A 21,585-nucleotide genomic window follows, 5' to 3' on the forward strand; every position below is an offset into this window, starting at 1 on the left:
GTCGATCTGCGGAGCGAAAAGGAAGGAATTCTGGCATCGCCCTCTAGAAACCGCGTGATATAACCGCCAGTCACTTGCAGCGGGTTCCGATATTTAACAGGGCATCAGGCGAACTGATGCACCCAACAGCCATTCGATGAAGCGCGGTTTCTACACCATCATGTCGGCGCAGTTTTTCAGCTCGCTGGCCGACAACGCACTTTTCGTGGCCGCCGTGGAATTGCTGCGCACCAACGGGTCGCCGGAGTGGCAGCGTGCGGCGCTCGTGCCGATGTTCGCGCTGTTCTACGTGGTGCTGGCCCCTTTCGTGGGCGCCTTCGCCGATGCGCTGCCCAAGGGCAAGGTCATGTTCTTCAGCAACGCGATCAAGGTCGTGGGCTGCCTCATGATGCTGTTCGGCTCCCACCCGCTGATCGCCTACGCCGTCGTCGGCCTGGGCGCCGCGGCCTACTCGCCCGCCAAGTACGGCATCCTCACCGAGTTGCTGCCGGCCTCGCAGCTGGTCAAGGCCAACGGATGGATCGAGGGGCTGACCATCGCCTCCATCATCCTGGGCGTGCTGCTGGGCGGCCAGCTCGTGGGGCCTGCCATCGCCCACCTGCTGCTGTCGGTGGACCTGCCCTTCGTGGACACCGGCGTGGACACCGCGGCCGAAGCCGCCATCGCCGCGCTGATCACGCTGTACCTGGTCGCCGCGTGGTTCAACACCCGCATTCCCCACACCGGCGTGGAGATGCGCCCGCTGCCGTCCAATCCGCTGGCGATGCTGCCGGACTTCTGGGCCTGCAACAACCGCCTGTGGCGCGACAAGCTGGGGCAGATCTCGCTGTCCACCACCACCCTGTTCTGGGGCGCGGGCGGCAACCTCAAGTTCATCGTGCTGGCCTGGGCCGCGGCTGCGCTCTCCTACAACACCACGCAGGCCTCGGCCCTCACGGGGGTGGTGGCCATCGGCACGGCCGTGGGCGCGGTGGTGGCCTCCATGCGCATGCGGCTGGACATGGCCACCAAGGTCATCCCGCTGGGCATCGCCATGGGCCTGCTGCTGGTGATGATGGTGTTCATCAAGAGCATCTGGGTCGCCATTCCCTTCCTCATCCTGCTGGGCGGCCTGGGCGGCTACCTGGTGGTGCCGATGAACGCGCTGCTGCAGCACCGGGGCCACAACCTCATGGGCGCGGGCCGCTCCATCGCGGTGCAGAACTTCAACGAGCAGGCCTGCATCCTGGCGCTGGGCGCGTTCTACAGCCTGTCGCTCAAGATGGGGCTGTCGGTGTTCGGCGCCATCACCGCGTTCGGCCTCGTGGTGGCCGGGGTGATGTGGCTGATCCGCCGCTGGCACCAGCACAACTGCGTGCGCTATCGCGAAGAGGTGGACCACCTGCTGCACCTGGCGCGGCACGACCACCACCACTGATCGCCACGGCGCCCAGGCCCTCGCGCAGGCCCGGCCTGCCGGCCTGCGGAATGGAAAGTACAACTTAACCACAGCCGGACATGACGCTGTCTTCATCCGAAGGCAGAAAATCATGCCGATGCTGCGGCAACCCTTCTTCTTCTGCGCCGATCCGACTGCAAAGCGGAGGCGCCCCTGCCGCTCCACGACGCTCCATGCCATCGCCGCTGCCCTTTGCCGCCCTGCTGTTCAACGCCTTCGTCTGGGGCCTGGCATGGTGGCCGTTCCGGGTGATGCACGGGGCGGGCCTGCACCCGCTGTGGGCGACCGCCGTGATGTACAGCGCCATCCTGATCGGCCTGCTGGCCCTGCGTCCGGGCCTGTGGGCACAGGTGCGCCAGCATCCGCAGCTGTGGCTGCTGGCCCTGAGTTCGGGGCTGAACAACGTGGCCTTCAACTGGGCGGTGACCGTGGGCGACGTGGTGCGCGTGGTGCTGCTGTTCTATCTGATGCCGGTCTGGGGCCTGCTGCTGGCCTGGCGGGTGCTGGGCGAGCGGCCCACGCCCATGGCGCTGCTGCGGCTGGCGCTGGCGTTCGCGGGCGTCGTGCTGGTGCTGCTGCCCGAGGGCGCCTCGCCGTCCCGGCTGTTTCAGAACCTGTCGCTGGCCGACGGGCTGGCGCTGGCGGGCGGGTTCCTGTTCGCGCTGACCAACGTCACGCTGCGGCGGCTGCACGCGGTGCCCGGCCAGGCGCGCATGTTCGTCATGTTCGGCGGCTGCATGCTGATGGCGCTGCTGGTGGCCAGCATCGGGCTGCAGGCCGGCGTGGTGGAGCCGTTTCCCCCAGTGAACGCCACCTGGGCCCTCACGGCCGCCCTGCTGGCGGTGGCGCTGTGGCTGGGCAACGGGGCGCTGCAGTACGGGGCGTCGCGGCTGGCGGCGGGCACCACGGCGGTGATCCTGCTGTCGGAGGTGGTGTTCGCCAGCGTGTCGTCAGTGCTGCTGTCGGCCGCGCAATGGCAGGCACGCACCTTGCTGGGTGGCGGCCTGATCGTGTTCGCCGCCCTGCTGGCATCACTGCGGCGCTGAGCGCCCGGCAGGCCGCCGCACAGGCGCTGCCCCGCCGCAGGGCCGGGGCCAAAAGGCCCTTGGCCGCCATGGAAAACAGGGCTCTCCCGGCCGGTGCTTGCGTGCCCGCGGGGCGCCGGTATAGTCATTGCAAGTTACGTCACCAGCGTACGCCGTGGTCATGCATCCGCAGGCCGGCGCTGCGCGTTTTCGGAGATTCGGTATGAAACGTCGTTCATGGTGCGCGCTCTTCATGGCGCTCGGGTCCTTCGCGCTGCCCGGCGGGGTGTCGGCGCAGACGCGCTGGACGCTCGCCACGGGCTACCTGCCCGAGGTGTTCCACACCGTCAATCTGCAGCAGTTCGCCAAGGACGTGAACGAGCGCACGAAAGGCGCGCTGGTGATCGACGTGCGCCCCGACAACAGCGTGGCCAAGCTGTCCGAGATCGCGGGCCAGGTGCGCGCCGGCAAGATCGCGGCCGGCGAGGTGCTGCTCAGCTCTCTGGCGGCCGACACCAAGCTGGCCGGAGCCGACGCCATTCCCTTCATCGTCGATACCTACGACGACGCGCTGAGGCTGTGGAAGGCGCAGCGCCCCGTGCTGCAGGAGGCGCTGGACCGGCAGGGGCTGGTGCCGCTGTACGCCGTGCCCTGGCCCGCCCAGGGGCTGTTCACCACGCGGTCCATCCGCCACGTGAGCGACCTGCGCGGCGCCAAGATGCGCAGCTACAGCCCCAGCACCGTGCGCATCGCCCAGCTGATGGGCGCCACGCCGGTGGACGTGCCCGCCAAGGGCATCAACCAGGCGGTGCTGGACCGGCAGATCGACACGCTCTTCACCTCGCCCGTCACGGGCGTGGAGAACAAGGTGTGGGATCTGCCCATCAAATACTTCTACAACGTGCATGCCTGGTATCCCAAGAACCTCGTGCTGGTGAACAAGGCCCAGTGGCTGGCCCTGCCCGAAGGCACGCGCAAGATCGTCGAGGAGGCCGCCGCCCAGGCCCAGGTGCGGGGGTGGAACGCCAGCAGCGCCGCATCCACCGCGTCCATCGCCGAGCTGGCGCGCAACGGCATCAAGTTGGAGACGCCCGACTTCGAATTGCGCCGGGAACTGCGGCGCCTGGGCGAGCAGTTCTCGCTCGAATACATCCGCGACACCGGCGCGGACGGCAACCGCATGATGATTCCGTACTTCTCCGGCGAGAATGCCGCTGCCGCCCCCAAGGCCCAGTGAACGCTGCAACGGCGCGGCGGCGCCCGATCAATTGATCGATTGATCGATCCTCCATCCACCTCGCTTTCCAGGGATGCCCGCCATGACCAGCGCCTACGACTTCCAAGCCCGGCAGATGAACGGCCAGACTGTGCCCCTGCGCAAGTACGAGGGGCAGCTGCTGCTCATCGTCAACACGGCCAGCGCCTGCGGCTTCACGCCGCAGTTCGCGGGGCTGGAGGCCCTGCACCAGCAATACGGCCGCCAGGGGCTGGCCGTGCTCGGGTTTCCATGCAACCAGTTCGGCCGCCAGGACCCGGGCAGCAACGACGAGATCGCCAGCTTCTGCCAGCTCAACTACGGCGTGAGCTTCCCGATGATGGCCAAGATCGACGTGAACGGCGCCGACGCCGACCCGCTGTACCGCTGGCTCAAGGCCGAAGCGCCGGGCCTGCTGGGCACGAAGGCGATCAAGTGGAACTTCACCAAGTTCCTCATCGGCCGGGACGGGCAGGTGCTGCGGCGCTACGGCCCGCGGGACACGCCGCAGTCGATGCAGGGCGACATCGAGGCGGCCCTCAAGGGGTGAGCATGGCTGCCGTGCGGCCGAGGCGCCCGAAGGCCTTCGCCGCCGGCCTCATGCCGTGGCTTGCGGGGCCGTTGCCTTTTCCAGATCGATGACCGCCATCGGCACCTTCTTGTGGGCGAGATAGTCCCATTTCAGGTACAGCAGTTCTCCGCCGTCCGGCTGCGCCACCCTTCCGTAGAAGGCGGGGCGCGGCGCTTTGGCATTGGTCACGATGAACTGCGCCGCCCGGATCAGGTCTTCCGTTTTGATGACCGCCGCTGCACGAAGGCTTCCGCCTTCGCCAGTCAGGAACGCCTGGACCGTCAGGTGCGCAAACACATAGCCCTCTTGCCGGGCACTGAGCGCCATCAGCCGCTTTTGGTATTCGGTCTCCGCGCCGCAGGGGCGCGAATAGCGGATGGCGAAGCTGCGGTGGTTTTCCCCGGCCCACTGCACCCGGCTCGCCAGGCCGCGAAGCGCCCCGGGCTGGCGCAGGATTTGCCAGGCATCGATGCCTGCCAGCAAATCCAGTTCGTCCTTGAAATCCCGCGACGCACGGCCTTCGGCCGGCCGGATCTTGCCGCCCCCCACCAACGGGTAATGCTGAATCGCGGGCCACACGGTATTGGCGAAGTCCGCCGCGCTGGCTGATAAGTTTTGGAGCAACATGATTCCCTTCGGGTGGAATCTTAGCCCCCGAAGGCGGACCCGTCGGTTCCACCCACTCCCTGTTACCGCCTCAGCGCCCCTGCGGCTGCGGATCGCCCCGCACCACGAAGTGCCTTGAAAACCCCAGCGCCCGCGTGACGCCCCGCGGCTCGGACACGAACGGCACGCGAAAGCCCGGATGGGGCAGAACCTCGGCGCTCCAGTCGGTGTCCCCGATGAAGCGAAACCGCACGGTGCGCTCGCCCTCCGGGCCGATCAGCGAAAAGCTGCCCGTGGTGTAGGCCCCGCCGAGGGTGGCCGCATCCAGCGGTTGCCACTGGCCATCGAACAGCGTGATGTGCAGCAGGTCTTCCTGTGGGACGTCGTCGGTCGTGAAGAGCAGGTACAGGCCCCGGCATTCGAAGGCGGCCTCCAGCACCAGCCCGTCCACGCGGGCCTGCAAGGGCCGGCCGTCCTGCACGACGCGGCTTTGCATCGGGGCCTCGCCGCCTTCGGCAGGCAGGGGGGCCAGGGCGATTTCAGCGGGGGTGAGGGTGCGCATCGCAGGCCCGCCGCTCACCACAGAAAGTCCACGCCGAAGGCCGCCAGCGCGCCGCCCACGAACGCCCCGACGGTCACGCACACCGGCGCGCCGGGTCCGCAGGCAAGGCCCGCCAGCGCGCCCCCCGCGATGCCGCCGCCGATCCCCGCCCCGGTCACGGCGATTTCCCTGCCCGCCGCGGCGCTCTTGTCGGTGGCCGTCGCCACGTTATAGACCGACAGGGCAATGGAGAGGACGATCAGGCCCCGGCCCGCGCGTGACAGGCCGCGCATGGTCTGCGTGACCTTCGGGTTGGATCGGCCGGCGGACTGGACGATCTCGCCATACACCGCGTTCTGCTGCGCCGCCGTGAGCCGGTCGAACTGCACGGTGGGCCCGTGGATCTGCTGGGCCTTGCGGGCGATGAGCTCGTTGAGCGTCTTGCCCTCGGCTTTCAGGCTCTGCGCCATGGCGCGCCCCACCGGCGTGCTGCGCCCGCGGATGATCTCCATGATGGTGTTGCGCGCCACCTGGGCCTGCTCGGCCGCCTGGGCCCAGGTGATGCGGCCGCTCATCGCCTCGAACTGCAGGTCGTTGGCCATGGCCTGGATCTGCCGGGTGTAGGCCAGCCGGGCCGAGGCGTCCAGCGAGAGGTGGGCTCCGGCGTTGGCCACCTCGGCCTTCAAGGCCTGGATGGCCGAGTCGAAGGCGGCGCGGTCTTTCGGATCGTCGTTCTGCATGGGTGTGTCTCCTCTTCCAGATGGGAAACGGCGCTTTTTTTCATGCCGGTCGTGCGGACTCGCGGCGAGGCGCTGGGGCCTGGTTCTTGTGCACCGGTGCTTGGGATCAGCACGTGCCGAAATTAACCGCCATGGCGGACATCGGGCGAAACCATCGGTCAAATAAGTTTCAATACGTATGAAAGTGCTTGCCGCGAAAACCGCTGGCAGACCGCGTTCGCGTGCCATGTCCCGGATGGTGTGCTGCGCCCACTTCCGTTCCCCACCTTGTGGGGGTTGGCCCAGGCCGCAGCGGCGTCCACGGCCGAGCCAGACCCCGGCATGTGGCTTTCGATGACGCGCTGAACGGCCAGCCCGGCCTCAGCCTGCAGACCGATACGCCACTGGGGCGCACCATGATCGTGTCCTACCTGGGCTACCGGGCGAATGGCTCGGCCCTGTTTCTGCAGGCCAGCGGCGTGCGCAATGCCAACGACACGGCGTTCACTGCGACCTTGCAGGAGTTTCGCAACGGCAAGTCGATCGCCGGTGGGGCCGGCAATGGCGAGTTGGCCGCCCCCTGGGCGACATCCGGCTCGCCTTCGATTCACCGACCTCCGGCACCGTGACGCAGCCGGGCGATGTGACGCGCCGTGCGTTTCGACAAGGCCTTCGACGCCCGCGTCTATCCCGTCTGGTTCAGCAGCGGAACAGCAACGAGTCTCGACATCGTCGCGCGCAACACGTGTTCCGCATGGCCACGAGAACCGCCGACCTGGGGACGCTGTGCGAGTACCGGGGCACCTACCGCCTGACCGGCGAAGGCCTGGCCTTCGAAGGCACGCGCACCTGTACCAGTTCCAGCGGCACGACGGTCGAACCGTACCTTGCCGAACAGTTCACCGTGGACCGCAACGGCCTGCTGCGCGGGACGATGCGCGAGAGCACGGGCAGGTTCCTGTAGGTGGGCCGTTGCGGAACCAGCGATTGCTGCGCGGGCCCGGGGCTGGACCTGCCTCGCCGAAGGCCGTGGCGACGGTCGCCTTTCTTGTCGAAAAAGGCCCCTGGCGCATATTCTTCTAGGGCGTATTGCTATAAATATAATAGCAAACGGCCTGGGACTGGATGGCCTTCGGACACCGGGCCACCTTTTACTTCCGGGGCCGCGGATGGCATCGGCATCGCATGGCCGGCGATCCGTTTTTCCGGAGAGGGCTGGCCGGCATTTCCAACGCTGGCCCGGTGCAGGCCGCAGGCGCTCTTTCTGCCTGCGGCCGATCAGCCGCCGCCGGGCCCGGCGCCCGGCAGGCGCCACACATGGCGCAGCATGTCGGCCAGCGAGCGGCCGGGCTCCACCATGAAGCGCTCGCCCAGCACGTCGAGCGAGACGATCCGGTCCACGCGAAAGCCGCGGAAGTCGCTGCGCAGCTCGCACCAGGTGGACAGCGTCCAGACCTTGCCCCAGTAAAAGCACCCCAGCGGCCGCACGCGGCGCTCGCTGGGGCGCCCCTGTTCGTCGGCATAGTGCAGCCGCACCACGTGGCGGGACTGCACGGCCTCGCGCAGCGGGCGCAACAGGGCCTGGGTGCGCGGGTCCACCGCCACGGCCGGGGCATAGAGCTCCTGCGCCTCGGCGGCCGCACGCGCCGCGGGCGGCAGCACCGAGAGGATCTTGCCCAGGGCGCTTTCCACCTCGCCGGCCAGGCCGGTGTCCAGCCAGGACTGCGCCAGCCGGGCGGCGGCGACCAGCGCGTTGGCCTCGCCCTGGCTGAACATGAGCGGCGGCAAATCGAAGCCTGCGCCCAGTCGGTAGCCCACGCCGGCCTCGCCTTCGATGGGCACGCCCTGGTGCTGCAGGTCGGCCACGTCGCGGTAGATGGTGCGCGCCGAGACCTCCAGCCGCCTGGCCAGGAAGTCGGCCGTGGACAGGCGCCGGCCCCGGATGAGCTGGACGATCTGGAACAGGCGGTCGGCGCGGCGCATGGGGGAGGGAATGGGGCGGTATCGGGTCTTCGGCGGGAGATTTTGCCCCGGCCTTTTCAGCGCGCCATGGCGTGCAGGCCGACGGTGTTGCCTTCGGTGTCGTACAGGTGCGCGATGAAGCCGATGCCGTGCGGAAGCTCGATGCACGCATCGATCACGCGCCCGCCAGCGGAGGCAACGCGCTCGACGGCGGCGTCCAGGCCCGGGGCGCAGTCGAGGTAAACGCGTGTGCCGGCATCGGGCGCCACGCGGCGGCTCGGGCCTTCGATGAGGCAGCCGCCGGTGGCCGGCCGGTCGTAGGCGAAGACGGCCAGCGGATCGCCGCCGAGGGTCTGGCGCTGCATGGGCCGGCCCAGCACCTGTTCGTAGAAGGCCTGGGCGCGGCCGAGGTCGGTGCAGGGGATCTCGAACCAGCTGATGGCGGAAACGGAAGAAGTAGCGGCAGCAGAAGAGGTCATGGCGGAAAAGTCCTTTCGGTCGTTGTTGCGAAGGACGCCATGGTGCGGGGGCCCTCCTGACAGCGTCGTGTCAGGAGGCTGCGCCGGCCGGGCCGCGCGGGCTCAGGCGGCGGGCTCGGCCGGGGGTTCGGACGGCGCGTCGGCGGCCGGTTCGGCCGCAGCCGAGACCGGCGCGGCGCGCAGCTGGCGCGCGCGGTGCAGCGAGCGTTCGGCCGTGCGCGGGTCCATGCCGTACATGTCGGCGAACTGCGCCACCGTGCTGCCGCTGGCCTCGAAGGCACGCAGCAGCGCTTCGGCCTTGGCGTCGCGTTCGGCCACTTCGGCGAAGGCTTCGTCGAGCAGGGCATTGGCGGCCTCGTCGCGGCCCCGCACCAGCGCGTCGTACGCCTCGCGCGTGAGGCCCGAGGCCTCGTAGGCCTGCGCGATGCGGCGGCGCAGCTTGGCGGTCATGTCCTCGCCGTCGCGGGGCTTCCTGCGGCGAAACACTTCCAGCAGCGCGTGGTGCACGTGTTCGGGGGCCATGGCCTCCACGGCATGGCCCTGCAGGTCGTGGCGCTGGCGGCCTTCGGCCACCACCTGCAGGTAGCGCGTGGACCGGGTGTGGATGCCCAGCGCGAGCTTGAGCGCATCGCGCTCGAACAGGTCGGGGTGGGCGGCCTGCAGGTCCTGGAAGATGCCGCGCTTGAGCGGCAGGAACTGCGCGCCGAACAGGTGCGGGTACAGCGCGGCCAGTTGCTCCAGCGCCGGGTGCGTGCGGCGCGGGCCTTGCGGGCCGGCGCCCTTGTGGTTCTGGGGGGCGGCCTGCGCTACGGGCGCGGCGCCTTCGGCCACCGGGGCACCGCCGGGCTTGCGGCGGTTGCGGCCACCGCGGCGCGAGGCGGGGCGGTCGGTGCGCGCAGCGCCCTCGTGCGGCCCTTCGCCTGCTTGCGGGCCATCGGCCGTGGGCGATGCAACGGCGGCAGCGGCGTCGGCCGCGGCCGGTGCGGTGGGGGCCGGCGCGGGGACGTTGTTCTGTTGTTCTTGTGCGGTCACGGAGTCGGTCATGGCAAAGGAAAACGCGGTTGGTGCGCGGCAGCGCGGCGGTCAAAACCCGCCATCATGCCAGCCTCGGGGCGAGCAGGGTCAGCGGGCGGCGGGCGACAGCGCCTCGTCGAGCGCTTCCACCCAGTGCCGCACCGGCAGCGGCGTGCCGCTTTGCAGGTGGGTGATGCAGCCGATGTTGGCCGACAGGATGGCCCCGGGCGGCGGCTCGCCGAACGCCTCGCCCAGCGCCGCGAGCTTGCGGTCGCGCAGCGGATAGGCCAGCTCCGGCTGCAGCACCGAGTAGGTGCCGGCCGAGCCGCAGCACAGGTGCGATTCGGTGCGCGCCACCCGCACCCGAAAGCCCAGCGCGCTCAGGTGCGTCTCGACGCCGCCGCGCAGCTTCTGGCCGTGCTGCAGGGTGCACGGCGGGTGGTAGGCGAACAGCGTGTCCGGCGGCACCACGCGGCCGCGCAGCGTGCCGGCCAGCCCGGCCAGCAGCTCGGGCAGCCACTCGGACAGGTCCTGCGTCAGCGCGCCGATGCGCGCGGCGCGCTCGGCATAGGCCGGATCGTCCCGCAGCAGGTGGCCGTAGTCCTTCACGGTGACGCCGCAGCCCGAGGCGTTCATGACGATGGCCTCGACACCGCCCTGCTCCACGAAGGGCCACCACGCATCGATGTTGGCGCGCATCTGCGCCTTGCCGCCCGCCTGGTCGTTCAGGTGGAACCGCACCGCGCCGCAGCAGCCGGCCTGCGGCGCGACGACGGTCTGGATGCCCGCCGCATCGAGCACGCGCGCCGTGGCGGCGTTGATGTTGGGCGCCATCGCGGGCTGCACGCAGCCGGCCAGCAAAAGCACCTTGCGCGCGTGTTCGCGGCCGGGCCACGCCCCGGCCGCGCGCGGCGCCGGCACCTTGGCGCGCAGGCCTTCGGGCAGCAGCCCTCGCACGGCCTGCCCCGCCTTCATGGCCGGGCCGAACAGCGGCGAAGGCAGGCCCTCCTTGAGCGCCCAGCGCACGGCACGCTCGCCCAGCGGGCGCGGCACTTTTTCGTCCACGATCTTGCGGCCGATGTCCACCAGGTGGCCGTACTGCACGCCGCTCGGGCAGGTGGTCTCGCAGTTGCGGCAGGTCAGGCAGCGGTCCAGGTGCAGCTGCGTCTTGCGCGTGGGCTGCTCGCCCTCCAGCACCTGCTTGATGAGGTAGATGCGCCCGCGCGGGCCGTCCAGCTCGTCGCCCAGCAACTGGTAGGTGGGACAGGTGGCGGTGCAAAAGCCGCAGTGCACGCACTTGCGCAGGATGGCTTCGGCCTCCTGCCCTTCGGGCGTGCCCAGGAATTCGGGAGCGAGCGTGGTTTGCATGGCGTGCCTCGGCGGTGGGGTGGTCAGGGGCCGGGGGGCTCGGCGTGCGGCGCACGCCGGGCCAGCGCGCGGCGGGCGCGCCAGAGCCGGGCCAGGTGTTCGAAATCGGCCACCAGCGGCGGCACCGACAGGCCCAGCAGGATGGCGGCCAGCGGCACGACCCAGATGAAGCCCACATGCTTGAACCCGGCCGCGCCCACGAGGCCGCCCACGGTGAACATGCCCAGCAGGCTGGCGAAGAGCTTCAGCCGCGCCTGGTTGGCATGCACCTGCGCCTCGGGCGGGGTGCCGCTGCGGTTCCAGTACAGCATCTTGCCGATCTCGATGCCCAGGTCGGTCGCCACGCCGGTCATGTGCGTGGTGCGGATCTGGGCCGAGGACATCTTGGTGACCACCGCGTTCTGCAGCCCCATCAGGAAAGCCAGCAGCAGCACGGTGAGCGGCACGGCAAACGGGGTGCGCCACTCCAGCGTGATGGCGCCCAGCAGCCCGAAGAGCAGCAACAGCACGGCCTCGACCAGCAGCGGCAGCGCGAAGCCGCTGCGCAGCCGGTGGTGGCGCGCCCAGTTGACCAGGATGGCGGTGGTGCCCGCGCCCGACATGAAGGCCCACAGCGTGCCCACCGCGCCCAGCACCAGCGCCATGTTGCCCAGCACCAGCTGGTCGGCCACCATCGACAGGAACCCGGTCATGTGCGAGGTGTACCGGTGCACCACCAGAAAACCGCCCGCATTCACCGCCCCGGCATTGAAGGCCAGCAAAAGGCCGAGCAAGCGGTTGGTGGACGGGGTCCGGTGCCGGCCGGTGAGGTGCCGCAGCAGGCGCATGGCGCTACCGCCCGGGGCCCATCCGGCCGGGGTTGAAGATGCCCGCCGGATCGAACGCCTGCTGGAGCCGGGAGTGGATCTGCGCCAATGCCTTCTGCGATATGGGTTCAAATCGGCCCATCGCCCTAGTATCCATTGCCTCTGATGCTATAAAAAGCGAAGCACTACCGCCGACCGCATGCGCCGTCTCGCGCAGCGCCGCGCCCGCGTCCAGCGGGGCCTGCACCCACCGCAGGGCGCCGTGCCACTCGATCAGCGGGGGCGCCACGCCGGCAGGCAGCGCCAGCACCGGCGCCGCGGCGGGGACCGACAGGCGCCACAGGGCGTGGTCCGGGCGCTCGGCCCGGGCGGCGAACCACGGCAGGGCCTGGTCGCGGCAGGCCTGCCAGCCGGTGGCTGCGGCGGCCGCGTCCAGGCATTCGCCCCCCATGCTGCGGCACGCGGCCTCGACGGCGGCCACGGCCCCGCGCAGCCGCACCCACAGCGTGCCCGTGCCCCCCGCCCCGCCCTCCCAGCGGCTGGCATTGAGGGGCAGGGGCTGGCCGCCCCAGGCCTGCAGGCGGCGCAGGGCGTCGGCCGGGTTGCATTCGAAGCGCAGGGTGGCTTCGGCCGGCGGCACGGGCAGCACTTTCAGGCTGACCTCGGTGAGCACGCCCAGCGTGCCCCAGGCGCCCACCATGAGGCGGGAGACGTCGTACCCCGCCACGTTCTTCATCACCTGGCCGCCGAAGCGCAGCAGCTCGGCCCGGCCGTTGATCAGCTCCAGCCCCAGCACGTAGTCGCGCACCGCGCCGACGCTGGCGCGCGCGGGGCCCGACAGCCCGGCGGCCACCATGCCGCCCACGGTGGAACCCGGGGCGAAATGCGGGGGTTCGAAGGGCAGGCACTGGCCGTGGGCCGCCAGCGCGGCTTCCAGCTCGGCCAGGGGCGTGCCGGCGCGGACGGTGGCGACCAGCTCGCTCGGCTCGTGGTTCACGATGCCCGACAGGGCGGTGGTGTCCAGGCGCTCGCCCTGCAGCACGGCGGCGCCGTGGAAGTCCTTGGTGCCCCCGCCGCGGATGCACAGGGGCGCTTGCCGCTCGGCACTGTCGCGCACACGGTCGATGATCTGGCGAAGGGCGGAATCCATGGCGTGGATCGTACCGGCCCCCCTTTGCCAGCGGGGCTCGACCGGCCGTGAATTTTTTGAACGCCGGGCGTGAATCCGCCCACGGGCCACCGGCGGGCATCCGGCAAGCGCTCAGACGTTCAGCAGTCGTTCAGGCGAGGCCCTCGGGCAGTTGCCTCTCTTCGTACCAGTTCACCGGCCGGCCGGCCACCGGCAGGCGCTCGCCGGCGACCAGCAGGTGGCCCGCATGCGGCTCGCGCGCCAGCTCGTCGGCCGGGCGCCCCTGGCGGGCCGAGGTGACGAAGAGCGTGGCGCCCTCATCGCCGCCTCCGCCCAGGCAGGGCATGGTGGGGCACTGCGCCGGCACGGGAAGGTCGGCCACGATCTCGCCGCCGGGCGACAGCCGCAGCACGCGGCCACCCTCGTACATGGCGCACCAGTAGTGGCCTTCGGCATCCACCGCCGCGCCGTCGGGCCGGCCGCCGTAGCCCGGCTGGCCGGGCTTCCAGCCATCGGGCTTGGGCGCGAAGGCATGCAGCACGCGCGGCGCGCCCACAGGCTCGCCCGAGGCATCGCACTGCCAGGCGCGGATGGTGTGCGAGGGCGTATCGACCCAATACAAGGTGCCGCCATCCGGCGACCAGGCCAGGCCGTTGGCGGTGGCCACTCCGTCCAGCATCTGGCGCACGCGGGGCGCCCCGGCGCCGCGCCCATCGACGCAGTACAGCGCAGCCACCGGCTGGCGCGGACCCGCGGCGGGCTCGTGCATCGTGCCCACCCAGAAGCGGCCCAGGGCGTCGCACTTGCCGTCGTTGGCGCGCTCCGTGGCCGGATCGATCGGCAGCCGGGCCACCGGCACCAGGGGGCCGCCCCAGTCCTTGGCGCGGCAGAGGGTGTCGCGCAGGGCGATCACCAGGCCGCTGGGCTCGCCCGCGGTGCGGGCCGGCGCGATGCAGCCGGGCTCGGACGGCATGGCCCAGCGCTCGGACTGGCCCGAGGCGGGGTGGAACCGGCACAGCGCGCGGCCGGCGATGTCCACCCAGTACAGGCGCGATTCGACGGGGTGCCAGAACGGCGATTCGCCCAGTTGGTCGGGCTCGGATGTGGCGGGGCGCCAGTCCATGGGCATGCGGGGTTCTCCTGGAATCGAGTGGATGGGGCCGGCGCGGCCCACGTTCCGCGCGCCTGCCTGCCCCATTATTCGCGGCCGGCCGGCAGCGGCCAAAAAAAAGGCCCACCTTGCGGCGGGCCCAATGTCCAGGAAAAGTATCTCGCTTGGTTTTCGCACCGCCGCGATGCCACCAGTCACCGCGGCAGGGATCTCGGCCGGTCAGCGGTTGTAGGCGGTCTCGCCGTGCGACGTGATGTCCAGGCCTTCGCGCTCGGCCTCTTCCGGCACACGCAGGCCCACCAGCAGGTCGGCGATCTTGTAGGCGATGAAGGCCACGACGCCGGACCACACGATGGTCACCAGCACGCTCTTGAGCTGGATCCAGACCTGTGCGCCCATGGCGAACGTGTCGGGGGTCAGGCCGCCCGTGCCGCCCAGGCCTTGCGATGCGAACACGCCGGTCAGGATGGCACCGATGATGCCGCCCACGCCGTGCACGCCGAACACATCGAACGCATCGTCGGCGCCCAGCATCTTCTTGAGGCCACCCACGCCCCAGAGGCAGACCACGCCGGCGATCAGGCCGAGCACGATGGAGCCCATGGGACCGACGAAACCGGCGGCCGGCGTGACGGCCACCAGGCCCGCCACGGCGCCCGATGCAGCGCCCAGCATGGAAGCCTTGCCCTTGTGCAGCGACTCGCCGGCCAGCCAGCTCAGCGTGGCAGCGGCCGTGGCCAGGACGGTGTTGATGAAGGCCAGGCCCGCAGCGCCGTTGGCGGCACCGGCGGAGCCGGCGTTGAAGCCGAACCAGCCCACCCACAGCAGCGAGGCACCGACCATGGTCAGCGTCAGGCTGTGGGGCGTGAGCGCTTCCTTGCCGAAGCCGATGCGCTTGCCCACCATGTAGGCGCCCACCAGGCCGGCGATCCCGGCGTTGATGTGCACCACGGTGCCGCCGGCGAAGTCGAGCGCGCCGTCCTTCGCCAACAGGCCACCGCCCCACACCATGTGCGCCATGGGGATGTAGCTGAAGGTGAACCACAGCACGCTGAAGATCAGCACGGCGGAGAACTTGATGCGTTCGGCGAACGAGCCCACGATCAGCGCCACGGTGATGGCCGCGAAGGTGCCCTGGAAGGCCACGAACACGTATTCAGGGATGGTCGGCAGCGCGCCCGAGAGCGTGTCTGGCGCGATGCCCTTGAGGAAGATCTTGTCGAAGCCGCCGAAGAACGTGCCCTCGCCGCCGAACGTGAGGGTGTAGCCGTACACGGCCCACAGCACGCTCATCAGCGAGAAGATCACGAACACCTGCACCAGCACCGACAGCATGTTCTTGGAGCGGGCCAGGCCGCCGTAGAACAGGGCCAGCCCCGGAATCGTCATGAGGATCACGAGCAGCGTGGAGGTCAGCATCCAGGCCGTGTCGCCCGAGTCGAGCTTGGGTGTGGGGGCGGCGGCCGGCGCTGCGGCCGCGGCGGCTTCCGCCGGTGCGGGTGCGGCCGCCACGGGCGCAGGGGCTGCGACCGCAGGGGCTGCGGCGGGCGCCGTGGCCGATGCGGGTTCGGATGCCGCGGGCGTCTGGGCCAGCACGGCGGTGCCGGAGGCCATCAGGCTCAACCCCAGCAGGAAGGAAGCAAGCAGTTTTTTCATGGCAGTTTCTCTTGGGTGTCTGGTGACAGGCGCGGGGGGCCGGGCCTTACAGGGCTTCCTTGCCGGTCTCGCCGGTGCGGATGCGGACGACCTGCTCCAGGTGGCACACGAAGACTTTGCCGTCGCCGATCTTGCCGGTGCGCGCGGCGCCCTCGATGGCCTCGATGACGCGGTCCACCAGCTCGTCGGACACGGCCGCCTCGATCTTCACCTTGGGGAGAAAGTCCACCACGTACTCGGCACCGCGATACAGCTCCGTGTGGCCCTTTTGCCGGCCGAAGCCCTTGACCTCGGTCACCGTAATCCCTTGGACCCCGATGTCCGACAGGGCTTCGCGCACCTCGTCGAGCTTGAAGGGTTTGATGATGGCTGTCACCATTTTCATGTTGCTTTTCTCCATTTGAGGCACCCCTCGGCGCCTGTTGTCTTTACAGGGTTTTCGTGAGCGCAACGATCAGGCGCGACTTGTTGACCGGGCCGAAGAAGGCTTTCTTGTTGGCGCCCACCACGGCGGCCGACAGGGACAGGCCCGAACCGAAGTCATAGGCACCGCCCACGCTGTAGTCCATGTAGTTGGGCACGCCCAGGTCCTTGATGTCGCTGGCAAAGCGCGTGAAGCCGACCGACGCCTTCAGCGTCGTCTTGGGGGCCACTTCCTGCGCGTAGGCCAGGTTCAGGTAGCCGGTGTTGCGGCCCTTGTTGTCGGTCGTCTTGGCGCCGGCCCAGCCGAAGTAGTCCTTGGAGATGGTGTGCGAGTACTTCGCCGTCAGCGGGCCGTAGGTGGCCGCGCCGTAGAGTTCGGTGGTGTTGCCCACCGAGTTGCCGGGGTAGGCGTAGGTCAGCGCGCCCAGATCCAGGTCCACGTCGCCGGCCTTGAATTTGTAGCCGCCGTAGAAATCCATCTCGATGGAATTGCCCGGCAGCCAGTCCACGCTGGAATTCCAGTTGCCCACGTACCAGCCGCTTTCGCCGAAGCTGTAGTCGAAGCCGCCCTGGATGGCGGGCTTCACGGCCTTGACCCGGCTGGCGTCCTGGTCCTGGCCACGGAACTTGTAGTTGGTGGTCAGGCTGACATTGCCCGTCAGTTGCGCACTGGCCAGCAGAGGCAGGGCGGCAACGAGGGCGACGCTCAAGGACTTCATGGATACACGGGACATGGTTCCTCCGGGGGGTGGCTGATTAGGGATGTCCACGCTCCAAGCATGGACCGTGCCATCTCCCCTGCGCGGTGCCGTCCGGGCCCCTGCCCCGGCAGGCAGGTATGCCGAAAGTGGTTACATGCTATGCGCCCGCGTTACTTTTTGCACCATTGCAGTGCCGCCGAGACCATCGATTGGCGTGTTTGGCACAACACGCACCATTCTGGGGAAAGTACGGCGGGACACACTGTGTTGGTGCGTCCCGCCGCGTGCGCTCCACCCCTGGGCGCACTTCGCGTCGTTGGAGGAGTTTCAAGGGTCCCTCAACCCCTCATGCAATGCCCGGCAGCCCTCAGCGCGCCGCCCGGGCCTTGAGCCATTGCAAGGGGTGCGGCGGCCGCGACGAATCGTCCGGCGCGGAAGGCGGAGGCGCCGCTGGCGGCATGGAGCGCAGCTCGACCTGGATGCCGCGCTCTTGCGCATGGGCCATGAAGTCGTCCAGCGCCTCTCGGATATCGCGGTCCATGAAGCCGCAGTTGCAGCCATCGACGACCAGCGAATGCCCCGGCTGCACCCGGTTCAGGTGATTGCGCAGCGTGGCCTTGCTGAAGAACGAGACATCCTTGCTGAGCCGGATCAGGTGGACGTTGCCCTCGGAGATCATCGTCAGCGCACCGCGCGTATTCGCCTGGATCAGGAAGAGCATGCTGCAGGCCAGGCCGATGAGGATGCCGATGAGCAGGTCGGTCGCCAGGATCGCGCCCACCGTGACCGCGAACGGCACGAACGCCGACCAGCCCTCGCGCCAGACCGCAGCGATCATGGCCGGCTTGGCCAGCTTGAACCCGGTGTGCAGCAGCACGGCGGCCAGCGCGGCCAACGGCACCCATTGCAGGAATTCCGAGAGGAACAGCACGCTCGCCAGCAGCAGCACGCCGTGGAACACCGCCGACAGCCGGGTGCGCGCACCGGACTGGATGTTGGCCGAAGTGCGCACGATCACCGCCGTGATCGGCAGGCCACCCAGCAGGCCGGCCAGCATGTTGCCCACCCCTTGCGCCTGCAGTTCGCGGTTGGGCGGTGCCACCCGCTTGAGCGGATCGAGCCGGTCGGCCGCCTCCAGGCTCAGCAGCGTCTCCAGGCTGGCCACGACGGCCAGGGTGAAGGCGATGGTGTAGACCTCCGGCCGCGCCAAGGCCGACCAGTCGGGCGAGGCGAGCTGCGACCACAGCGCGCCCAGGCTGTCGCCCTCGGGCAGGGCCACGCGCTGGTGGTCGGGCAGCGCGATGGACGGCTCGGTGGCCAGGGCGACGGCCTGGTAACCAATGCCCCAGAGCACCGCCAGCAGCGGCCCGGGCAGCCGGCCGATCAGCGGCAGGCGCTTGGCCCAAGGGGAATCCCAGGCAAACAGGATGGCCAGCGCACCGGCGGCGATGATCACCGCGCTGCCGGTGACGGCACCGACCAGTCGGCCCAGGTCGTCGAATCCGTCGATCGTGCGGGGCACCAGGCGCATGGCCTGCTCGCCGGAGACGAAGCCGAACGCCACCGGAAGCTGCTTGAGGATCAGGATCAGCCCGATCGCGGCCAGCATGCCCTTGATGACCGGCGAAGGAAAGCAGGCGCCGAGGTCACCCGCCTGCAGGCGGCCGAACAGCCACTGCAGCGCGCCCGCGACCAGCACGGCCACGAGGAATGCCTCGAAGCTCCCCAGCTTGGTGATCGCATCGACCACGATCACGACCAGGCCGGCCGCAGGCCCGCTCACGCTGAGTTGCGAGCCCGACAGCCAGGCCACGACGAGGCCGCCCACGATGCCGGAGACCAGGCCCGCCAGCAGCGGCACGCCGCTGGCCAGAGCGATCCCCAGGCACAGCGGCAGGGCCACGAGGAAGACGACGACGCCCGCCGGCACGTCGCTGCGCCAATGGGCGAGAAGGCCCGTGGCCGATGTGCCGGCCGGGTTGCGAAGGGTGTTTTGCATGGTGGGTACTCCTTCGCGTCAGGCCGCTGCGGCCAGTTGGATGCTGTCGGCGTCGATGTCCAGCACCTGGCGCAGGCGCCCGTCGCGCAAGGCATAGACCCAGCCCAGCAGCCGCAGGGGCTGCCCGCGTTGCCACGCCCGCTGCACCTGGGGCGTGGCCGCGAGCGTGTGGACCTGATCGGCCACGTTCAGCTCGACGAACCGGCCCACCCGGGCCGCGACCTCATCGTCATCGGCAGGATCGGGGGCGGTGTTGCCATCAATCTCGCCCGCGCGGCGGCGGTACAGGGCCCGCAGCGGGCGCAGATGCTCGGCGAGATAGTCGCCCCGCGCCGGTACGGCGCTGTCGGCCGGCATCAGCGCAGCCCGGACGCCGCCGCACCCTTCGTGGCCGCAGACGATCACGTACTGGACCTGGAGCACGTCGAGGGCGTATTGCAGCGCACTCATGATGTTGGGATCGTCCGGGCGGACCAGATTGGCCACGCTGCGGTGAACGAACAGCTCGCCCGGCAGCGCATTGGTGACGCTCTCGGCGGGCACGCGGCTGTCGGCGCACCCGATCCAGAAGACGCGCGGCTGCTGGCCAGCCACCAGATTCTCGAAAAATGCCGGATCGCGTGACGTCATTTCGTCAGCCCAGGCGCGGTTTTGAAGCATGAGACGCGTGGTCAGATCCATGGAAACCTCCGTGTTGTTGATTAGATGCTGCAGTGCAACACGGTATTAGGCTAGATCAAAAACCGCGCATATTCTAAATATGGGGTTTTTATGTTTCATTTGCTTTCGTGTGACGCGAAAAATTGGCCCGCCACTTCGCCAGATTTCACTTGATATAAGGAAAATTTATTTAATCCATCGAGTGAAAATAATATTCAAGCCATCAATAAAGTACGGAGATGTACATTATTAAACGTGGGTTTATCTTTTATCGAAAGACCCTTCGATTGCATTAACCATTGAATGTCAAAGGTCGTCCGCGATTAACCCCGACGAGTGCATGCATTCAAAGACAGGCACGACCACCGAACCGGAAAATTGCGTTGAAGCGTCCTTCACCCCTGCCCGCCGTTGCTCGCCCATCGGGGGGGCAGGAGGTCCCAACCAGGCCGACACGGCGTTCGAAGCGATCGCCGCCGTGTCGGCATGGGGTGATTGCCTATATCCTCGCCCTTCGCAATTCAGGCGCTGGCCGCGAGCCGGCTTTCCAACGAGGGAGAAAATCAACCATGGGTCTTGCTTTGGTGCAAAGCCGGGCATTGCTGGGACTGCAGGCCCCGTGCGTGACGGTCGAAGTGCATCTGGCCAACGGGCTGCCCAGCTTCACGCTGGTCGGTTTGGCGGATGTGGAGGTGAAGGAGGCGCGGGAGCGGGTGCGCTCGGCGCTGCAGAACGCCGGGCTGGAGTTTCCCCATAACCAGAAAATCACGGTCAACCTCGCGCCAGCAGATCTCCCAAAGGACTCCGGCCGGTTCGATTTGCCGATTGCGCTGGGCATTCTCGCGGCAAGCGGGCAAATCGACAGCGCACGCCTGGCGGGCCATGAATTCGCGGGGGAACTGTCGCTGTCCGGCGAACTGCGCCCCGTGCGCGGCGCGCTCGCCACCAGCTTGGCCCTGCGCTCGGCTGGCGTGGCCGTGCGCATGGTGCTGCCGCCCGGCAGCGCGGAGGAAGCCGCCCTGGTGCCCGGCACCGAGGTGTACCGGGCGCGCCACCTGCTCGACGTGGTGCAGCACTTCCTGCCCGTCTCGGCCCATGCCAATGCACCCGCCGAGCCGGCCGGGGATGGTTTCGTGCGGCTGCAGGCGTCGCCGCTGCAATCGGGAGCGCCGGAGGCGGACCTGGCCGACGTGAAGGGTCAGGCCGCCGCAAAGCGGGCGCTGGAGATTGCCGCTGCCGGGGGCCACGGCTTGTTATTGGTCGGCCCACCGGGATCGGGAAAATCGATGCTGGCGCACCGCTTTGCCGGGCTGCTGCCGCCCATGACGGTGGACGAGGCCCTGGAGAGTGCGGCCATCGCGAGCCTGGCCGGCCGCTTCGGCCCGGAAAGATGGGGTGCTCGGCCAACCGCATCGCCCCACCACACCTGCAGCGCGATTTCACTGGTTGGCGGAAGCTCGCCTCCGCGGCCCGGCGAGATCTCGCTCGCCCATCACGGCGTCCTTTTTCTCGATGAGTTTCCGGAGTACGCCCGCAGTGCGCTGGAAGCCCTGCGCGAGCCGCTGGAGACAGGCCGCATCACGATAGCACGCGCGGCGCAGCGGGCGGAATACCCGGCGCGCTTCCAACTGGTGGCAGCCATGAACCCCTGCCCCTGCGGCTTTCTCGGCTCGGGCCAGCGCACCTGCCGCTGCACACCCGACCAAGTCACACGCTACCAGGGCAAGCTCAGCGGCCCGCTGCTGGACCGCATCGACCTGCATGTGGAAGTGCCCGCGCTGCCCCCGGGCGAGTTGCTGCAGGCCCCGCCCGGCGAGCCCACGGCGGCGGTGCGCGAGCGCGTCGTGCAGGCCCGCCAGCGGGCCATCGACCGCCAGGGCCAGCCCAACCAGGCGCTGCAGGGCCAGCAGATCGACACCCACCTGGCGCTGGACGAGGCGGCAACGCGATTCCTGCAGGCCGCAGCGACACGCCTGGCGTGGTCGGCGCGCAGCACGCACCGCGCGCTCAAGGTGGCCCGCACGATCGCCGACCTGGCGGGCAGCGCGGCCATCGCCCCGGCCCACGTGGCCGAGGCCGTGCAGTACCGGCGGGTGCTGCACCGCAGCGCGGCGTGACCTGA

22 protein-coding genes are annotated in these 21,585 nt (G+C 69.3%); 7 read left to right on the top strand and 15 right to left on the bottom strand.

Features of this window, described 5'->3' with window-relative positions; translation table 11 throughout:
• Positions 1–136: 136 nt before the first annotated feature.
• The 4 genes from lplT (at position 137) to M5C98_RS22790 (ending at position 4,268) form a co-directional block, all read left to right on the top strand.
• A complete protein-coding gene (gene lplT / locus M5C98_RS22775) occupies positions 137–1,417 on the top strand; it encodes a lysophospholipid transporter LplT (protein ID WP_272549771.1) in 1,281 nt (426 codons plus the stop codon).
• A 194-nt stretch (positions 1,418–1,611) separates the two neighbouring features.
• The gene (locus M5C98_RS22780) at positions 1,612–2,484 is read left to right on the top strand and encodes a DMT family transporter (RefSeq protein ID WP_272549772.1); all 873 of its coding nucleotides are present in this window, start codon (positions 1,612–1,614) and stop codon (positions 2,482–2,484) included.
• Between the two features lie 202 nt (positions 2,485–2,686).
• On the top strand, positions 2,687–3,700 hold the full coding sequence (locus M5C98_RS22785) for a TRAP transporter substrate-binding protein (protein ID WP_272549773.1): 1,014 nt from the start codon (positions 2,687–2,689) through the stop codon (positions 3,698–3,700).
• Between the two features lie 82 nt (positions 3,701–3,782).
• Complete coding sequence (locus tag M5C98_RS22790) at positions 3,783–4,268, top strand: glutathione peroxidase (protein WP_272549774.1); 486 nt, start codon at positions 3,783–3,785, stop codon at positions 4,266–4,268.
• A gap of 48 nt (positions 4,269–4,316) precedes the next feature.
• Here M5C98_RS22790 and M5C98_RS22795 read toward each other — a convergent pair whose 3' ends face one another.
• From M5C98_RS22795 to M5C98_RS22805, 3 genes are all read right to left on the bottom strand, one after another.
• Positions 4,317–4,916, bottom strand: a complete 600-nt coding sequence (locus M5C98_RS22795) for a hypothetical protein (RefSeq protein ID WP_272549775.1) — start codon at positions 4,914–4,916, stop codon at positions 4,317–4,319.
• Between the two features lie 70 nt (positions 4,917–4,986).
• Entirely contained in the window at positions 4,987–5,457 is a 471-nt protein-coding gene (locus M5C98_RS22800) for a hypothetical protein (protein WP_272549776.1), read from the bottom strand.
• Between the two features lie 14 nt (positions 5,458–5,471).
• Positions 5,472–6,176, bottom strand: a complete 705-nt coding sequence (locus M5C98_RS22805; protein ID WP_272549777.1) for a hypothetical protein — start codon at positions 6,174–6,176, stop codon at positions 5,472–5,474.
• A gap of 323 nt (positions 6,177–6,499) precedes the next feature.
• On the opposite strand from M5C98_RS22805, the gene M5C98_RS22810 reads away from it, so the two are divergent.
• Complete coding sequence (locus M5C98_RS22810) at positions 6,500–6,784, top strand: hypothetical protein (RefSeq protein WP_272549778.1); 285 nt, start codon at positions 6,500–6,502, stop codon at positions 6,782–6,784.
• Positions 6,785–6,909: 125 nt separating this feature from the next.
• A complete protein-coding gene (locus M5C98_RS22815; protein WP_272549779.1) occupies positions 6,910–7,119 on the top strand; it encodes a hypothetical protein in 210 nt (69 codons plus the stop codon).
• Positions 7,120–7,433: 314 nt separating this feature from the next.
• Here M5C98_RS22815 and M5C98_RS22820 read toward each other — a convergent pair whose 3' ends face one another.
• From M5C98_RS22820 to M5C98_RS22875, 12 genes are all read right to left on the bottom strand, one after another.
• Entirely contained in the window at positions 7,434–8,138 is a 705-nt protein-coding gene (locus tag M5C98_RS22820) for a helix-turn-helix transcriptional regulator (RefSeq protein WP_272549780.1), read from the bottom strand.
• Positions 8,139–8,194: 56 nt separating this feature from the next.
• Positions 8,195–8,596, bottom strand: a complete 402-nt coding sequence (locus M5C98_RS22825) for a VOC family protein (protein WP_272549781.1) — start codon at positions 8,594–8,596, stop codon at positions 8,195–8,197.
• A gap of 102 nt (positions 8,597–8,698) precedes the next feature.
• The gene (locus M5C98_RS22830) at positions 8,699–9,640 is read right to left on the bottom strand and encodes a ProQ/FINO family protein (protein WP_272549783.1); all 942 of its coding nucleotides are present in this window, start codon (positions 9,638–9,640) and stop codon (positions 8,699–8,701) included.
• A gap of 78 nt (positions 9,641–9,718) precedes the next feature.
• Positions 9,719–10,978, bottom strand: coding sequence for a glycolate oxidase subunit GlcF (glcF, locus tag M5C98_RS22835; RefSeq protein ID WP_272549785.1), 1,260 nt, complete (start codon positions 10,976–10,978; stop codon positions 9,719–9,721).
• A gap of 23 nt (positions 10,979–11,001) precedes the next feature.
• Positions 11,002–11,805, bottom strand: coding sequence for a YoaK family protein (locus tag M5C98_RS22840; RefSeq protein ID WP_272549786.1), 804 nt, complete (start codon positions 11,803–11,805; stop codon positions 11,002–11,004).
• A 4-nt stretch (positions 11,806–11,809) separates the two neighbouring features.
• The gene (glcE, locus tag M5C98_RS22845; RefSeq protein WP_272549787.1) at positions 11,810–12,934 is read right to left on the bottom strand and encodes a glycolate oxidase subunit GlcE; all 1,125 of its coding nucleotides are present in this window, start codon (positions 12,932–12,934) and stop codon (positions 11,810–11,812) included.
• A gap of 130 nt (positions 12,935–13,064) precedes the next feature.
• Complete coding sequence (locus tag M5C98_RS22850) at positions 13,065–14,036, bottom strand: SMP-30/gluconolactonase/LRE family protein (protein ID WP_272553376.1); 972 nt, start codon at positions 14,034–14,036, stop codon at positions 13,065–13,067.
• A gap of 207 nt (positions 14,037–14,243) precedes the next feature.
• Positions 14,244–15,680 carry an ammonium transporter gene (gene amt / locus M5C98_RS22855; protein WP_272549788.1) on the bottom strand — a complete coding sequence of 479 codons (1,437 nt, stop codon included), beginning with the start codon at positions 15,678–15,680 and terminating at the stop codon, positions 14,244–14,246.
• A 46-nt stretch (positions 15,681–15,726) separates the two neighbouring features.
• The gene (gene glnK / locus M5C98_RS22860; RefSeq protein WP_092744562.1) at positions 15,727–16,065 is read right to left on the bottom strand and encodes a P-II family nitrogen regulator; all 339 of its coding nucleotides are present in this window, start codon (positions 16,063–16,065) and stop codon (positions 15,727–15,729) included.
• Between the two features lie 43 nt (positions 16,066–16,108).
• Entirely contained in the window at positions 16,109–16,837 is a 729-nt protein-coding gene (locus M5C98_RS22865) for a TorF family putative porin (RefSeq protein ID WP_272549790.1), read from the bottom strand.
• A 334-nt stretch (positions 16,838–17,171) separates the two neighbouring features.
• On the bottom strand, positions 17,172–18,803 hold the full coding sequence (locus tag M5C98_RS22870) for a SulP family inorganic anion transporter (protein ID WP_272549792.1): 1,632 nt from the start codon (positions 18,801–18,803) through the stop codon (positions 17,172–17,174).
• 18 nt (positions 18,804–18,821) lie between these two features.
• Positions 18,822–19,484: a carbonic anhydrase gene (locus tag M5C98_RS22875; RefSeq protein WP_272549794.1), complete on the bottom strand. Its 663-nt coding sequence runs from the start codon at positions 19,482–19,484 to the stop codon at positions 18,822–18,824.
• 548 nt (positions 19,485–20,032) lie between these two features.
• Here M5C98_RS22875 and M5C98_RS22880 point away from each other — a divergent pair.
• Positions 20,033–21,580 (top strand): YifB family Mg chelatase-like AAA ATPase, encoded by a 1,548-nt coding sequence (locus tag M5C98_RS22880; protein ID WP_272549795.1) that lies wholly within the window; start codon positions 20,033–20,035, stop codon positions 21,578–21,580.
• Positions 21,581–21,585: the final 5 nt, after the last annotated feature.

It is taken from the genome of Acidovorax sp. NCPPB 3576 (assembly GCF_028473605.1).
In the GTDB taxonomy this organism is placed as follows: Bacteria; Pseudomonadota; Gammaproteobacteria; order Burkholderiales; family Burkholderiaceae_C; genus Paracidovorax.